Genomic DNA, 14,887 nt, shown 5'->3' with positions numbered 1-14,887 from the left:
TGAAAAATAGTAACGATGCCCTCATTTGCATCGGGTTGAAAATTTGCCTTACCGATCAAATTCCTACCCATGCGAAACGCTCGCTACCCCTTTCAATTTCAATCAAATTGCTCTTTTACACTATGTATTTAAGTACCTCATCATCCCAAACCTGAGCCTCTATGTATCTTTCTGGAGCAAGACTACCATCATAATTCTTTCGTTACCTCCTTATTATATCACCAGCTTACAAATGAAGGATATTGGCAGAATTCTTCTCTGAGTGACAAAGATATATTGCTGCTTAACGTAAAAAAGCCCCTTAAACGAGGCTTCTCATCATTTCAATTAGTTATTGTATCGATAGTTTTAAGAGAAAGACTTCTTTAATTGGCAATACGATCAACTACTACTTCAATTCTCTGCTTTACCACTATTTTCTGCTATCGTATTCGTCCCTCGATTTAAGTTAATCCTACTTACTTCAAAGTAATAAGTGTTATTTCGGTAAGACTGCCATCATTGGATAAAATTCTGTATTCATTATTCCCGCGATAACGGCAGGATCCTCCGCTATGAGTTTTGGGACTTGATCTGCATTCTCAACTTCAATGACGGCGAGCCCATGAGGATCGTTCGGTTTTCGAACTGGTCCGAAGACCAGAGCTATCCTCTGATTCTGCTTATCCGTCCAATAGGCGATATGTTGGTGCATAATGTTACGTTCTTCTACTGTCATATCCTGAGAAAAAGTTGTTCTTGGCGGCGTAGACCATAACATGAAATGCATTTTCCCTGGATTGTCGCTTGCGGTGTTATCCGACATTACGAAAAACCTCCATTACCTAAATTTGTAATCCATACCACTACACTTCATTACAATTATTTCATAAATTACTTTCAACATACAATCAATTTCGAAATAAACTACATCATATCAATGGATCGCCAAAACTTGCCGTTACTTATGGTACGGTTCAGCGTAACTCCTCTATCAACTAGTTAGTTCCCCCTCTAACCTATCACCGCTAAAATTACCACTTCTTCCTTAAACTTAATCTTGTTTCTTTTCAACATATCTCTTATTAATGGGTAGAAACACTTACTTTGCGATTAGTAGAATCATATATTAAAACATACAGCATGAATGACTTGAAGGAAGTGATGAGATGTTGAATTGTACAAGACCCTCTTCCATTACGATATTAGGCAGCAGCGGAGGTGCTGCTAAAGCGGTATTAGCCATTATAAATCAATCTGTTCAAGATAAAAATGACCCTATATACCCTATCATTAGCCATTCGCAACTTCACCTCATTGATATTAATCAAAAGGATAAAGCATATTTTGATCAACTATTCCCTCATCTCTCGAATCAAATCAAACTCCACCAGCTAGATCTTAAAAATGTAAACGCCTTTCGGAAACACCTCACTAAGACAAAAACAGAAGTAGTCATTGATGTATCATGGGCCGATACGATTGAGATGCTTAACTGCTGTAACGAATTAGGCGTATTGTACGTCAATTCAGCCCTTGAAAATGCGCAGGTCGATGAGGACGAGAGTCTTTACGGTTTTCCCCTTGCAGAGCGATATCTTAGATATAAAACTAGAAAAACTGATTTTACCCATACAACGGCCATTACGTGCTCGGGTATGAATCCCGGTGTCGTACAATGGATGGCTCTTAAACTGATGCAAGAAAATCCAGGCAAAAAACCTTTAGCCTGCTACATTGTTGAGCATGATACTTCCTTTTTTGCAGATCAAACATTAATCGAACCTAACACCATCTACACTTCTTGGTCGGTCGAATGTTTCCTGGATGAATCGATATTAAGCTATCCGATGTTTGTCCATAATCATTTGCCTCATTATTTTTATGAAGAAGTCTATGCAATGGAATACAAAGTAAGGTTAGGAGACAAGGAATTTTTCGGATGTCTGATGCCGCATGAAGAAGTACTAACACTAGGTGAATTATTTGATATACAGATTGGATTTATTTATCGTGTCAGTGAATATACAACGGAATTAATCCGAAACAATTTAGATCATGTAGACGATTTATGGGATTGGAACCAGCGCTTAATTGATCCAGAGAAGGGCAAAGTTGAAGGTGAAGACCTCGTTGGGGTTCTTTTGGTTTACGAGGATATGGAAAAGTTTATGTATAATTCGATGAAAAGTAGTGACATTTATGCTCAGTACAAAACGAATGCTACGTATTTCCAAGTCGCATGCGGCATTTATGCAGGCTTGGCCAGCCTAATCCTAGATGATATTCCTGTAGGTATTTATAATGTTCATGAGCTCCTGCTCAACACCGAAAGCAATTACGGAGAATATCTAATGTACCATATGACCGACTTTGTCGTGGGAGAAAATAAAGACTCTGATGGATTACTTCATCAAAGATTGAAATGGACTATATAACTGATCGTAATCAATAATACGAAGCACGGTCATCCTGGAATGATGTTTGTCCGCACATCGTTGATAAAGCGGAGTTCTGTATCCGTATGCATCATGTTGTGAAGTTCATCCTCCAAATTAAGATTGAAAATAATATTCATTCTTAATTTGGAGGGCCCCTTCTTACATATTTTTCGGAAAAGATCGGGACCAAAAAAGGCATGATCCCACAAACTACAGCTAATACCAAAAATTTGCGTCATTTGTGGTACGGTTCACCGTATCATTCTAACAGCGATTCGGGGCTGTCCCATCAGGTGAAATTTTCTGCTTTTTGGACAGTCATCAACTCATATTTATCCAAAAAACTGAATACACCCTTTTTCTCTTTTGCCAGTTTTTCATATTTTCCGACTTGAATAATTTTACCTTCTTCCATGACAATAACTTCATCAGCATCCCTTATTGTCGATAAGCGATGGGCAATCACGATAATCGTCATTTTCCCCTTTAACTGTTCTAGGACCTCCTGAATTTTTGCTTCATTCTCATTATCTAATGCGCTAGTCGCTTCATCCAAAATCAAAATAGAAGGTTTCTTCAGCATCGCTCGAGCGAGGATCAGCCTCTGTCTTTCTCCACCTGAAAGCCTGACTCCTCGGTCACCAATGAGCGTATCAAGACCCTGTGGTAATTTCCTTACAAAGTCAGCAGCAGATGAGAATTGTAAAGCTTCCCACAATTGTTTCTCTTCTGCATGCGGTTTAACCATGAGCAGATTGTCTCTTATACTCGTATTAAACAAAAAAGGATCCTGAGAAACATAACCTAAAGACTCTCTTAGCGATAATAGGATGTCATCTGTTAGCGGGATGCCATCAATCATGACGCTTCCACTCTCTGGTTTCAGCAATCCCATTACTACATCTACTAAGGTACTTTTTCCGGCACCAGAATGCCCCACAATGGCTGTCATGCGGTTAGCAGGAATATGCAAATTAACTTTTTGAAGAGCATATGCGGGTTCCCCCAAATCATAGCGGAAGCAGACATTCTCAAGGTTAATCCCTTGTTTCATATGAATCCTCTGCTCTTTGGGTTCATGATCCATACCCTCTTTAAATTCTCTCCCAACCGCGCATTGTTCATGTAGCTCTACCAACGCCTTAAAGGATGGCATTACCACTGCAATTTGCTCCATACTTGATTGAATCCCAATAAATCTAGGCCATAGCCTAGAGAAAATGATAATAATCAACAACAACTGTTCAGGCTGAGCACGAAATAAGTTCACAGATATATAAATAAAAACTGCGATTAATACTGCCGATGAAGCTTTATACATTTTGCTAGATCCTGCCTGTAACTTGGTATATGCCACTTGTTCATTTCTCATCCGTTCGGTCAGGGCAACATACCAATCCATTCTCGCTTTTTCTAATCGATTACTCTTAATATCTTTAATTCCATTAATTTGGTCTGTGACACCCGCAAGATAACTTTGTCCTAACTCAAATGTCGAATTACCAAACTTTAGCGATCTTCTAAGAAACTTACGAGAGATGAAGATCAGCAGCAATCCGCTAACTAAAACAAAAACAGTGATCCTAGGTGAGAGCCAAAAAGCAAGACTCACTTGAGCCAACGTAAAAATAATGGATGCAATAAATTGCAAAAAGGTATGTGTGCCAGCACTAACACGAGCAAGTTCTGAAGTTAACAAGTTTATTAAATCAGATTTTCTATTTTTTATGAAAAAATCCCAGTTGGCTTGAAGTATGAAACCATAGGTCTCTAATCGTAGATGTCTGGTAAAGCCATGCTGTATTTTTGCGTTGCGAATCGATATATGATTTTGAAATACGGTTTGCCCAATCACTAGTAAAACATAAATCCCTAAGATTAGGGGTAATTCAAGTAAAGCAGGAACCTTATGAAATATCTCAAACCAATGCGAAAAGGGGATCCCTGTTGCATTTAACTTTATAATACCGCTTGCCGTTATCATTGGAATTAAAAATAAAATTCCGATTCCCTGTAGCAGACTAATGAAAATCATAGCAAGAAGATTGATATATAAAATTTTTCCTGAAAAGGCATGTAGTTTTTTAACAAAATAGAACGTTTGCTTCATATTTTTGTTCCCTTCCTGCTTATTATATAAAGCCTCTAGATAAATGGGCCTGTTTTTCGTTTTCTATTGTCTCTATGACTAAGGAAGCAAGCTCATAAGCAGTGAAGCCTTAGGTTCAACCGTAATCTTGCTTCCATTTTGTATCGCGTAGATAGCCGTATCAGGGACTTCAAACATAACGAAGTTCTCTCTAGTGATAAAAGACTCGTTAGGAACAGCTAACATGGACCCTAATCGCGATAACTCATCAATTTCGACCAAACGCTCTATACATGGCTTTTTCATTTGTATGTATCATATAGGTAATTCTCCCTAAGTGATTAATTGGGTCGTACTTAGTAAAAAGCCCCTATACGTTTGAAAGGTATAAGGGCTACAGAAATTATGCTTAAGTTAACTGCTATGTGTACAGCTGTTATTTGACATATCATCATGATTTTCAAAATCCTGGTTATTCGTGCAATAACTATCAGCAATCGCATTCCCTGGTCCACCCATTGTGAAGCTAACATCAAGAACTTCCAATACTGGTGCTACCCAACTATTTTTCATGTACTCACCTCCCCTCACGCAAGCGTTTTAATAAACCGATAAACCATTAAACTACGCGTTAACAATTTAAATTCGTTATCAAACGCGAGTTCTGGACGGGGATTGTGCCCGATATTTGTAATCGCCCTTTTTATTACATCCATATTAAGCATCTCTGAAACTCTTGGATCACATACAAGCTGGTTTAGCTCCTCAATAAAAGCATGCCAATTTGAAGCTATACGATGTATGACATCAGCCCCTTGGATGCCGCGAACTTGTTGGTTTAATCTAACCTTATCAGGAAGCATGTTTTTAGTTGATCTTCGAATCAGCGATCGTTGTAAGCCACCCTGAACGTATTGTTCTTCTGGCACAGCCAGACAAAAACGTATGACTCGTAAATCATTTGTAGGATCACGATCCCATAAGGAGTAACGTAAAGATAGTTTCGTAGTGGCAATCCCGTTTTTATTCCAATAATACAGCTGTTCAAAGTGCTTTTTCCTGATTTCATACGGATCTTCTTTTGACGTCCCGGTTATATCAATACCATTCTCCAAAAGTTTTGCAAAAACATTTGTTCTTTGTGCAAATGATGCACTAATGAGTGTTTGATTTTGATTTTCAGAAGGTTCATGTAGGGGAGAACTTCGATAAATGGATGGAAATGCTCTTTTCAAGACGACGGGAAGCATGACTGATTTTCCTGTTTTAAAGTTCGTACAATACTGATCAAGCTCTTGATAAAGTCGTGCCCACCTTAACCTTTTAAAAAGAGACGCGTAGTAGTTAACTGTCATGTTCCAAGATCCCCATGAAATGGAGTAATTGCCTCTTGCTCCGGTTAACAGTACCTTTACCCCTTTTTGATGGGCTTTCTCATGAATTCCTTTTAACCAAAAAAAATTTTCGAAAAACTTATACGGCGCTCCCATAAGCTCCAGGGAATCATCAAGATCAGTTAGGGGATTGTCCCCTGCAAAATTGTGATAATGATCTGAAATATTGCCTACATAATCTACCGTTGCTTTTATAAAAGGTCTTTCATCGGCTGCATAACTATGGGTGGTCCAATCTTTAAAATGATCTTCTGGTATGTAGCTAAAGGTATGTAATTGTTTATTTCTCCCACTTAATGCTTTTGCTGCAAAGCTTACTACTGCGCCAGAATCTAGTCCTCCGCTCAATTGTGCTCCAACCTCGCCATGAGTACGAGTTCTAGCTTTAACAGCCTCTTGGAATACCGCCTTAAATGCTTCTTCGTATTCTTCATTTTTCTTGAACTTCAGCGGCTCTTGAAATGATATTTTGCAATATCTTGAAAGTCTGACTTTCCCATCACATATGGTGATACTGTGCGAAGGAGGAATTTGTTCAATATTTTTGTAAGCGGTAGATGAAGTATCTACGGCATCAACCATGCTTGGTATAACCAGGAATTCGGCAAACCAATGCTCATTTATACTTTTTGAAACATATGAAAGGTTGAGCAGAGGTTCAATCGTTGTACAAAAAGCGAAGCGATTGGGATCCCGATAAAAGAAAAGTGACCGAGTCCCTGAAAAGTCTCTAGCCCCAAAAAGTAGCTTTTTCCTCACATCCCAAATCATGAAGGCAAAATCACCAATTAAATACTTTGGAGCTTCCTCTTCCCACTTTAAATAGGCTAGTAAAATCAATTCACTATCTGTCATATTCTTTCTTGATGTATGATCTACTTGAAGTCTTTCAAACAATTCTTGTCGATTATCAATAATCGCGTCTGCGGTAATCGCCAAATGCTTTTCTTCACTAAATCGAGGTAACCTCTCACCAACCGACTCAGGAGTAATCCATTGTGCATGACAGCCAAAAAAAATGTTGTCACTGTGCCAAATTTGAATATCGTCGGATGGATATTGCCTTAAACCTTTCATTAAAATTGCGCCATCTTCTATTTTCATAGTCTCATTGTCCATATAATAAATGCCACTGATTGCGCTCAAGCATTTTCCCACCTTATATTTTTGATTGCAAAAAATGGACAATGTTGCACTGTTCGTTATTACTTTTGATTTTGTTCTTTATAAAGAACATACTTATAAATTACAACCTATTTCTATTGATGTCAACTGGCAATTTATGTTAGTTTCATTTACTTGTGAAACCGTTCTTTGCGTTGTCTGTAACGGCATGTCGGTTTTTGTAATACCTTTGTTTATTTATGATTTGCGTCACTTATGATAAGGTTCCCCCCGATTTATCCGCATCGCGCGATAAATCTGCTCCACCAGCACCAGCCGCATCAGCTGGTGCGGCAGCGTCATGCGGCCGAAGCTCAGCCGCATATCCGCACGGCGCAGCAGCTCGCTGGACAGCCCCAGCGAGCCTCCTATAACAAAAGCCACCTGGCTCCGCCCATAGGTGGCCAACTTATCGAGCGAGCTCGCCAGCTGCTCGCTCGACCACATCTCGCCGTCGATGGCCAGCGCCACGACGTACACATCCGGGCGCAGCGCAGCCAGCAGCCGCGCGCCCTCACGATCCCGCACCTGCTGCTCCTCAGCAGGGCTCATGTTCTCAGGTGCCTTCTCATCCGGTACCTCAATCATTTGCATCTTGGCATACGGGCCAAGACGCTTCACGTACTCCGCGATCCCGTCTACGAGATAGCGCTCTTTTAATTTTCCAACGGTCAGTATCTGTATATGCATAACATGCCCCTTTACTTATCTCAATCATTTTTAATCCATTCAATCATTCATTCTTCATTCATTCCTCCCATCATACCATTTGATGCATAGGCTTACCAATAGCACTCGTTCATACCAAAAAGCCTAGAGTTATACCATCTCTAGGCCCCCTTTACTCATTTATTTAAATTAAACTTGCACCAAAAACTGATTAAATTCCGCTATGCTTGGATTGGCCCATTAAAGTGGCTGATGATAAGCCAATACCGGAGGCTCCTCCCGTTATTAACGCTACTTTGCCTTCCACGCGTCTCATATCGATTCCCCCTTCGTTGATTGCATACGAATCTTTATTTGGCTGTGACGCCGCCATCGACCGGCAGTTCAACACCTGTAATATAAGCTGACTCATCAGAAGCCAGGAATAATACAGCTTCTGCTACCTCAGAGGCGCGCCCGACTCTTGGCAGTGCAGTCTGAGACAAGAACCATTGCAGCATCTGCTTATTATTTACAAATTCAGAGCTCATCGGCGTTTCGATAAACCCAGGATGAACTGAATTGACACGGATATGATCCTTGCCGAAATCTACTGCGGCCGCCTTGCTTAGCATGCGGACGCCACCTTTGGAAGCCGTGTATGCACCCGCTCCACTACTGCCAGTTAGTCCCGCGATTGAGGAAATGTTGACGATGGATCCACCCTTATTCACTTGCATATGTGGAATAACGTGCTTCATGCCAAGGAACGTACTCGTCAGGTTAATACTCATGACTTTATTCCATTGTTCAATCGTCGTATCCAGCAGTCCTACTGCAAGGGAAATACCCGCATTATTGACCAAGATGTCCACTTTGCCGTAAGTCGCAATAGCACCCTCCACTACTTTGATCCATTCTTCTTCAGAAACAACATTGTGAGGATAAGCCGTGGCTTGACCCCCGGCAGCTTCAATCTCCTTCACAACAGCTTGTACAGCAGCTTCGTTAATGTCCGTTGCTACCACCATAGCCCCTTCTTTGGCAAATAAAAGTGCTTCTTCACGCCCCATACCACTACCTGCTCCAGTAATGATGGCAACTTTATTAGTAAGACGAGTCATTGCGATCTCTCCTTTTATAAAATGAAATTTTAAAATTATTACATAAATGATAGTATCACTATCACTACAATACTTATTATATCACCATGGTATTATGAACTCAACTTCCACTTGCTGAAAGAATACCCAGTCGATATAATACTTGTATTGAAATACCTAAGTTGAAAGGTTAATAACCCTCATGGATCCGAAAGCAAGATACGAGAAAGAACGGTTTGACGGCAAGCAGCAACGACTATATCTCATTCTCGAAGCAGCTGAGCGTGTATTTACGCTGAAGGGAATCGAAAAAACCACCATGCAGGATATCGCCAGTGACGCGAATATCGGCATCGCAACCTTGTTTCGGTATTTTCCCAAAAAAGAAAAACTGATCGTTGCCGTAGCTACCAAATTGCTTGAACCGATGCTTCATCGTTTTCAATATGTCGCTGACCAGCCCCTGTCTTGTCTTGAAAAGCTTGAACATTTATTCGATTCCTTTATCGAAGATCAGAACGATTCGAGCATCAAATTCATGGTGGATTTTGAAAGCTACGCATCCCACTCGCTGGAGCCGTTGGAGGGTATTCTCGACTTCAATGCCTTGAACCGTAAGATCTCACGTGAGTATGGCAGGATTATTCAAAATGGCATCGAAGACGGCTCAATTCGTTCCGACCTTCCGGTTAAGGAGACCTTGACTACTATCATTAACACCTTCGGTCTCTTTTCCAAAAAACTGTCACTGCAGAAGAACATTCTCCTACTGGAGTCCGATCTGGAAAACGAGCAGCAGTTGACTATTCTCAAGAACATTCTGATTGATTACCTGAAAGCTCGATAAAAAGCACAAAGAGCCAGTTTCCCCCGTAGAGGAACTTGGCTCTTTTCTTAGTTAGTAACGATTAATTTCGGGTCCGTCTGCCAGAACCGCTCAAGGGCCATGACCACTATAGTGGCAACTAACAACCCGTTTCCAAACGCATACTGCATAACTACAGGAAGCTCAGGCAAGGGTGAAGCCGATATGAGGGTGAACCCTGCGCCGACAAGAATTCCGATTCCCAGAATCGTCAACTGGCGCTGTGTTTGAACGACGCGCGATAAGGATGAGAATGAATTACTGGTCATTTGCACGAAAGTCGCTAACGAGACCGCACTAGCTACGGACGTAGGCAGCTGAGCAAGGAAATGAACGATCGAAGGGACAAGAGCAATTGCCGAGAGCGCCAAGCAGGCGATGATGAACGGCATTCTTCTCGTTTGCCCCGTCATTCTGATAAAACTCGCCGTAACCGGAAGCGAAACGACACCGACAGCGGAAAATAAAGCCGAAAGTACGTGAGAAACGCCTGCAATTAGGCTAGCCCGGTTGTAAACATCCTTGCCAGGGAGTTCCTTCCTCGGGACGGCCTGCTGAGCCGCTGTAATAGCTGCAACCAGATTTGAAACAAGGATTAGTGTAAATAGCGCGGCCGTTAAAGCCATGCCTGGATTCAACTGGGGGAATCCCCATGCCCATATATCGGGAAGTTTAATCCAAGTATCGGAAGCCGAACCAGCACTAAAAACCCCTCCGACGGCCAATGCTTGAAGCACCCAACCGCCGGTAATCCCTAGCAGTACGGCATAGTTACGCGTCCATCCTTTCCCTTTTACATTCAGGAACACTACGCCACCGAATACCCCTAACGAGATCAGAATCGTTCCATAATCTACGGCCCCTTGCCCTGCTTTCAAGCCGAACATGCCTTTCAGAAACACACCACTCAGCTGCAAAGACAAGATGAACAAGAATAAATTCGTCACGAGTGGTGTAAATAGATTAAGTAGTTTATAAAAGAGACCTGTTATCCCCAGTAAAAACAACAGCACACCGGCCATTATCAGCCCGCCTTCTAGAACCTGCAGCGCTTCTTTGGCCGTGTGACCTTGGTTAGCGGATATACCAGCCATCATGACAAACACGCTTACCCATGAACCCGCTGGACCATCCACGATCGGAAATCGATGCCCGAGTGCTGCTTGCAGCATTGAACTGAGCCCAACTACAAAAAAAGTGCGCTGCATCAACGAGGCAATTTCGTCTTGAGACAAATGAAACAAAGCACCAATTACGATAGGAAGTGCCACGGAACTAGCGGTCATAAAAATAAACCATTGTAGAACATGTAAATACGGATTGGAATGATACTTTCGAAGCATAAAGGCTCCCCCTTTTCTGTCGGCTTCTATGGTATCATATCGATAAGCATACGAATAATATCTATATCCTTTGGTTTTCATACTTTTATCGTTTGGAAAGGAAGCATCGCTACAATGGATATTCGCCAACTTCGCTATTTCATCGCAATCGCTGAAGAGAAGCAAATTACGGCAGCTGCCCAAAGATTGCACATGACACAGCCCCCGCTAGGACAACAATTGAAGCTCATGGAGCAAGAGCTCGGCGTCGAGCTTATTCTACGAACAGGTAAAGTCATCGAACTGACAGAAGCCGGACAGGCTTTATATAAGCATGCCCTACATTTGACGAAGCTTATAGAGGAAGCCGAGAACGATGTAAAAGAGATCGGCAAGGGCACACGCGGCAAGTTAAGAATAGGCGTTAACACGCTGTCCTCGGCCCAACTACCGCAACTGCTGCGTATTTTTAAAACCCGCTATCCAGAGGTTACGTATAAAATACAACAAAATGAATCCGCGCAGCTGCTTCGGCTTATTCGAGAACATACCATCGAGCTTGCTATCATCCGGCTCCCAATGGAATTAAGTGACTTTGAAGTCATCCAGCTGCAATCTGAACCTTTTTATTTCGTTACAGCTAAGTCCTTCGCGTCGGAATCACAGGCATTCACTTACGCTGATATTCAGCGTTATCCGCTCATTTTGCCTAGTACAGAGGGGCTTGGGCTGTATCATAGTATCATCGATCAATTCACCGAACGCGGCTTGCAGCCTAACGTCATCGGGGAATGTTCCGATATGGTCACGCTATTGGACTGGGTATCCTCTGGGGATGCAACAACGATTGTACCGGAGTCCATTGTTAAATTGCATCGCGAATATGCGTTCCAAGCTTATGAAATCGCAGACAGTCAGCTCAAATTAGCAACCGGATTAATATGGCTGAAAGATCGCCATGTTTCCAAAGCGGCCCAGCATTTTATCGAGCTTATGCAAGAAACCAAATAACAGTAGCGTGTTTATTTGGGCGGTTCCGACTTCCCCTCCCCCCATGTCCTGCTTTTTCCATGAGGTAAGCTGCACTTACCCCAAAACTTATAAATTCGACAAAGAAAAAAGAGGCCCTTAGGCCTCCCTCATACGATTAGAAAACGTGATAATGACTGGCAATGCTCGCAGTGCTCAGGCGGTGCCCAGTGGGCAAAGTGGGTTTTCTGCAAATCCACCACGTCTGGCGCTTCCTCATACTCATCAACAAATTCATCTATGGCTATTTCCACATGATCTTTACAAACGACATGCATGTTTAGTACCTCTCATCCGCTGGCGGCTCTGTAGATTTCTATTCTATCACTTGATCTTTTCTTTTCTTTTGATCTGGGCCTGAACTCTTCCAGGTCTCGCATCTCTGGATCCATCTTTTCAGTCGATCTCTTACTTATCCGTCGCCTCAACCAACGTCAACACCGTCGTCAGCTTCTTCCCGCCGCGATAGTACACCACGTTGATCTTATCGCCGATCTTCTTCTCGTTGTAAAGATACTTTCTCAACCCAATCGTGCTCTCAATCTTGCGATCATCCAACTGCACGATAACATCCTGCGCCTTCAATCCCGCTTCCTTCGCGGGGCCGGAGACGTCGAAGACGATAACTCCAGTTTTGACATCTGCAGGCAGCTTTAATACATCCGTCCCTTTAAAAGCTTGCAGCTCCTGCGTCGACACACCAATCAACGGTCGTTTCACCTTGTGGTCCTTGATGAGACTATCAATAATCGGTGTCACACTATTAATCGGGATTGCAAATCCTAATCCTTCGACGCCTGTGTCCGAAATCTTCATCGAATTGATGCCGATCACTTTGCCCTCGATATTGACCAGCGGTCCCCCGCTGTTGCCTTGGTTAATCGCGGCATCCGTTTGGATGACGTCCATTTCCCAGTCATAGTCAGTACCTTCACGTGAAAGCGAGACAGGTATCGTCCGCTTCGGGGAAGAAACGATGCCTTGCGTCACGGTTGGTGAGAAGCCAAGGCCTAGCGGATTGCCCACGGCAATCGCCATCTCGCCCGCTCTTAGCTTATCGGAATCGCCAAATTCAGCAAGTATTTTCACATCTTTACCATCCGCCTCTAGTACGGCCAAATCGGTAATCCGATCGCGGCCAACCAACGTAGCTTTGCGGTGCTCGCCTTCGAAGTTCACGATTTCGAACTGGTTCCCGTTCTCCACAACATGGCTATTCGTCACAATGCGAACTTTATCCCCGCTGCGTGCAAACATGACGCCTGATCCAATACCAATGCCCGTTTCTTGCCCCGCGTCTTCCTTCTTCGAAGAGATAACACTGACCACGGCTGGTTTTATTTTGTCCGTTGCCGCAACAACCGAATCATTGCTATTCATCGGATGTACATCTGCTTTGGCTACTACAGGAATCGCAAGTGCGTTTTCTGATGAGGTACCTCCGCCAATAGCGTGAACGATTCCTACCACGATGAGCATGCCTATTGCCCCAATGAATCCTGCGATGAGGGCTACATACCGTCTTCGACCAGCGAAGCTTGTGAAACTCGTGAAATTCCCTGTCCCTTTGGGACGCCAGACCGGCTCGCGCCTTCTGGACCTTTTGGTCGAATAAAAATCATCATCAAACAAACTCATTTCAGGTCCCTCCTCGCTGACGGGGTTTGAAGCTCACTCGCCTTGCTTTATTTCAATCCATGGATGGGTTCTCGAACACATCGCCTTGTGATTGGTTTATTGCAAATAATAGGAATGTTTCACTCGCTTCTTGCCTACAATAATAGTAAACCAAATCTCTCACCGAATTACTAGAGTATTAGGAAACTTTACTAGACCTTATTTTAAAGGAGAATGCCACTATGAACCGTATTCCATCCCATTTTGAAGAAATTAATATGATTGGTAAGCTTGCAGACCTTAAGGAAAGCCACTATCACCAGTCGCTCGTCCTCTCATCTCTCATTCAGGTGTTAATTGATAAAGGTCTTATCACCGCACAAGAAATCCAGCTCAAGTCCCAGGAACTCGACGCTGCTCTTACTCCGAATCCAATACATCCCATTTCGTAGAACGGTCAAAATACGTATCCATCAGCCGCAGCTGTTTCGCCTCGGGCGCTCGCTCTTGTACTATGCTATTCACGGTTAGCCTGGCCAAATCCATTAAGTTATGATCACGGCTAAGGTGCGCCATATAGACAGATTTCGTCTTATTCGTCATGATATCACAGAGCGCTTCCCCTGCGGCTTCGTTGGATAAATGTCCCTTGTCTCCGAGAATGCGTCGCTTAATGCTCCATGGGTAATGCCCCACGCGCAGCATGTCCACATCATGGTTCGTTTCCAGAACCAAGGCATCCGAATCCGAGATCTTTTCCTTCACCTTTTCGCTCATATATCCGAGATCCGTTACAACACTTAACTTCTGTTCGCCTTCATAAAAGACGTAACCCACCGGCTCCGCCGCGTCATGAGAAATCCCGAAGGATTCCACTTTCATAGAACCGAACTCCTCTACGCCGCCTGTGTCCATCACACGCTTGTTGCCATCGGCAATCACACCAATTTGGCGATCTAACTCCACCCATGTCTTCTCATTGGCGTATATCGGCACATCATATTTCCGAGCGAACGCACCGAGTCCCTTAATATGGTCAGAATGCTCGTGCGTGACAAGAATGCCGTCAATACTACTCGCGGCGAGTTCCCGCTCCTTCATTAACAGCTCCATCTTCTTCGCACTGAAGCCTACGTCAACTAGCAGCTTAACCTCACCGTTATCGACAACCGTTGCATTCCCCGTTGAACCACTTGATAACACCGTAAATCGAATTCCCATCTTCCCTACTCCTCT

15 protein-coding genes are annotated in these 14,887 nt (G+C 43.0%); 4 read left to right on the top strand and 11 right to left on the bottom strand.

All coding sequences use genetic code 11. From position 1 onward, the window contains the following. Window positions 1-478: 478 nt before the first annotated feature. Entirely contained in the window at window positions 479-805 is a 327-nt protein-coding gene (locus ACSQ8O_RS01565) for a YciI family protein (RefSeq protein WP_436240177.1), read from the bottom strand. A 343-nt stretch (window positions 806-1,148) separates the two neighbouring features. Here ACSQ8O_RS01565 and ACSQ8O_RS01560 point away from each other — a divergent pair, with 343 nt between their 5' ends. Continuing rightward, on the top strand, window positions 1,149-2,417 hold the full coding sequence (locus ACSQ8O_RS01560) for a saccharopine dehydrogenase NADP-binding domain-containing protein (protein WP_436240176.1): 1,269 nt from the start codon (window positions 1,149-1,151) through the stop codon (window positions 2,415-2,417). Window positions 2,418-2,709: 292 nt separating this feature from the next. Here ACSQ8O_RS01560 and ACSQ8O_RS01555 read toward each other — a convergent pair whose 3' ends face one another. The 6 genes from ACSQ8O_RS01555 to ACSQ8O_RS01530 all read right to left on the bottom strand — a co-directional run bounded on the left by ACSQ8O_RS01555 (window position 2,710) and on the right by ACSQ8O_RS01530 (window position 8,839). Then, the gene (locus ACSQ8O_RS01555) at window positions 2,710-4,530 is read right to left on the bottom strand and encodes an ABC transporter ATP-binding protein (RefSeq protein WP_436240175.1); all 1,821 of its coding nucleotides are present in this window, start codon (window positions 4,528-4,530) and stop codon (window positions 2,710-2,712) included. 78 nt (window positions 4,531-4,608) lie between these two features. Beyond that, window positions 4,609-4,815 carry a hypothetical protein gene (locus ACSQ8O_RS01550; RefSeq protein WP_436240174.1) on the bottom strand — a complete coding sequence of 69 codons (207 nt, stop codon included), beginning with the start codon at window positions 4,813-4,815 and terminating at the stop codon, window positions 4,609-4,611. Window positions 4,816-4,923: 108 nt separating this feature from the next. Then, window positions 4,924-5,082 carry a paeninodin family lasso peptide gene (locus ACSQ8O_RS01545; RefSeq protein ID WP_436240173.1) on the bottom strand — a complete coding sequence of 53 codons (159 nt, stop codon included), beginning with the start codon at window positions 5,080-5,082 and terminating at the stop codon, window positions 4,924-4,926. A gap of 14 nt (window positions 5,083-5,096) precedes the next feature. Continuing rightward, window positions 5,097-7,049: an asparagine synthase-related protein gene (locus tag ACSQ8O_RS01540; RefSeq protein ID WP_436240172.1), complete on the bottom strand. Its 1,953-nt coding sequence runs from the start codon at window positions 7,047-7,049 to the stop codon at window positions 5,097-5,099. A gap of 228 nt (window positions 7,050-7,277) precedes the next feature. Continuing rightward, complete coding sequence (gene rlmH / locus ACSQ8O_RS01535; protein ID WP_056622595.1) at window positions 7,278-7,757, bottom strand: 23S rRNA (pseudouridine(1915)-N(3))-methyltransferase RlmH; 480 nt, start codon at window positions 7,755-7,757, stop codon at window positions 7,278-7,280. A gap of 329 nt (window positions 7,758-8,086) precedes the next feature. Then, a complete protein-coding gene (locus tag ACSQ8O_RS01530; RefSeq protein ID WP_436240171.1) occupies window positions 8,087-8,839 on the bottom strand; it encodes an SDR family NAD(P)-dependent oxidoreductase in 753 nt (250 codons plus the stop codon). Window positions 8,840-9,020: 181 nt separating this feature from the next. Here ACSQ8O_RS01530 and ACSQ8O_RS01525 point away from each other — a divergent pair, with 181 nt between their 5' ends. After that, window positions 9,021-9,665, top strand: a complete 645-nt coding sequence (locus ACSQ8O_RS01525) for a TetR/AcrR family transcriptional regulator (protein ID WP_436240170.1) — start codon at window positions 9,021-9,023, stop codon at window positions 9,663-9,665. 47 nt (window positions 9,666-9,712) lie between these two features. Here the strand turns inward: ACSQ8O_RS01525 and ACSQ8O_RS01520 are convergent, their stop codons facing one another. Beyond that, window positions 9,713-11,026 carry a purine/pyrimidine permease gene (locus tag ACSQ8O_RS01520; RefSeq protein WP_436240169.1) on the bottom strand — a complete coding sequence of 438 codons (1,314 nt, stop codon included), beginning with the start codon at window positions 11,024-11,026 and terminating at the stop codon, window positions 9,713-9,715. A gap of 114 nt (window positions 11,027-11,140) precedes the next feature. On the opposite strand from ACSQ8O_RS01520, the gene ACSQ8O_RS01515 reads away from it, so the two are divergent. Beyond that, complete coding sequence (locus ACSQ8O_RS01515) at window positions 11,141-12,016, top strand: LysR family transcriptional regulator (RefSeq protein WP_436240168.1); 876 nt, start codon at window positions 11,141-11,143, stop codon at window positions 12,014-12,016. A gap of 128 nt (window positions 12,017-12,144) precedes the next feature. Here the strand turns inward: ACSQ8O_RS01515 and ACSQ8O_RS01510 are convergent, their stop codons facing one another. Together ACSQ8O_RS01510 and ACSQ8O_RS01505 are read right to left on the bottom strand one after the other, a co-directional pair. Further along, window positions 12,145-12,312: a CxxH/CxxC protein gene (locus ACSQ8O_RS01510; RefSeq protein ID WP_063795715.1), complete on the bottom strand. Its 168-nt coding sequence runs from the start codon at window positions 12,310-12,312 to the stop codon at window positions 12,145-12,147. A gap of 130 nt (window positions 12,313-12,442) precedes the next feature. Further along, the gene (locus ACSQ8O_RS01505) at window positions 12,443-13,672 is read right to left on the bottom strand and encodes a S1C family serine protease (RefSeq protein ID WP_436240167.1); all 1,230 of its coding nucleotides are present in this window, start codon (window positions 13,670-13,672) and stop codon (window positions 12,443-12,445) included. 221 nt (window positions 13,673-13,893) lie between these two features. On the opposite strand from ACSQ8O_RS01505, the gene ACSQ8O_RS01500 reads away from it, so the two are divergent. Next, on the top strand, window positions 13,894-14,103 hold the full coding sequence (locus ACSQ8O_RS01500; RefSeq protein WP_056622608.1) for a hypothetical protein: 210 nt from the start codon (window positions 13,894-13,896) through the stop codon (window positions 14,101-14,103). Here ACSQ8O_RS01500 and ACSQ8O_RS01495 read toward each other — a convergent pair. Continuing rightward, window positions 14,072-14,872 carry an MBL fold metallo-hydrolase gene (locus tag ACSQ8O_RS01495; RefSeq protein ID WP_436240166.1) on the bottom strand — a complete coding sequence of 267 codons (801 nt, stop codon included), beginning with the start codon at window positions 14,870-14,872 and terminating at the stop codon, window positions 14,072-14,074. The two genes, ACSQ8O_RS01500 and ACSQ8O_RS01495, sit on opposite strands and share 32 nt — an antisense overlap. Between the last annotated feature and the right edge of the window lie 15 nt (window positions 14,873-14,887).

It is taken from the genome of Paenibacillus sp. LjRoot56 (genome assembly GCF_964253335.1).
Taxonomy (GTDB): domain Bacteria; phylum Bacillota; class Bacilli; order Paenibacillales; family NBRC-103111; genus Paenibacillus_E; species Paenibacillus_E allorhizoplanae.
This window is presented reverse-complemented; position numbering and strand designations above follow the sequence as displayed.

What these genes read in the sequence shown, in the direction of transcription:
- ACSQ8O_RS01495 (WP_436240166.1), bottom strand. Translation starts at nt 14,872, where the DNA reads ATGGGAATTCGATTTACGGTGTTATCAAGTGGTTCAACGGGGAATGCA.
- ACSQ8O_RS01555 (WP_436240175.1), bottom strand. Translation starts at nt 4,530, where the DNA reads ATGAAGCAAACGTTCTATTTTGTTAAAAAACTACATGCCTTTTCAGGA.
- ACSQ8O_RS01525 (WP_436240170.1), top strand. Translation starts at nt 9,021, where the DNA reads ATGGATCCGAAAGCAAGATACGAGAAAGAACGGTTTGACGGCAAGCAG.
- ACSQ8O_RS01515 (WP_436240168.1), top strand. Translation starts at nt 11,141, where the DNA reads ATGGATATTCGCCAACTTCGCTATTTCATCGCAATCGCTGAAGAGAAG.
- ACSQ8O_RS01530 (WP_436240171.1), bottom strand. Translation starts at nt 8,839, where the DNA reads ATGACTCGTCTTACTAATAAAGTTGCCATCATTACTGGAGCAGGTAGT.
- ACSQ8O_RS01550 (WP_436240174.1), bottom strand. Translation starts at nt 4,815, where the DNA reads ATGAAAAAGCCATGTATAGAGCGTTTGGTCGAAATTGATGAGTTATCG.
- rlmH (WP_056622595.1), bottom strand. Translation starts at nt 7,757, where the DNA reads ATGCATATACAGATACTGACCGTTGGAAAATTAAAAGAGCGCTATCTC.
- ACSQ8O_RS01560 (WP_436240176.1), top strand. Translation starts at nt 1,149, where the DNA reads ATGTTGAATTGTACAAGACCCTCTTCCATTACGATATTAGGCAGCAGC.
- ACSQ8O_RS01565 (WP_436240177.1), bottom strand. Translation starts at nt 805, where the DNA reads ATGTCGGATAACACCGCAAGCGACAATCCAGGGAAAATGCATTTCATG.
- ACSQ8O_RS01505 (WP_436240167.1), bottom strand. Translation starts at nt 13,672, where the DNA reads ATGAGTTTGTTTGATGATGATTTTTATTCGACCAAAAGGTCCAGAAGG.
- ACSQ8O_RS01520 (WP_436240169.1), bottom strand. Translation starts at nt 11,026, where the DNA reads ATGCTTCGAAAGTATCATTCCAATCCGTATTTACATGTTCTACAATGG.
- ACSQ8O_RS01545 (WP_436240173.1), bottom strand. Translation starts at nt 5,082, where the DNA reads ATGAAAAATAGTTGGGTAGCACCAGTATTGGAAGTTCTTGATGTTAGC.
- ACSQ8O_RS01500 (WP_056622608.1), top strand. Translation starts at nt 13,894, where the DNA reads ATGAACCGTATTCCATCCCATTTTGAAGAAATTAATATGATTGGTAAG.
- ACSQ8O_RS01510 (WP_063795715.1), bottom strand. Translation starts at nt 12,312, where the DNA reads ATGCATGTCGTTTGTAAAGATCATGTGGAAATAGCCATAGATGAATTT.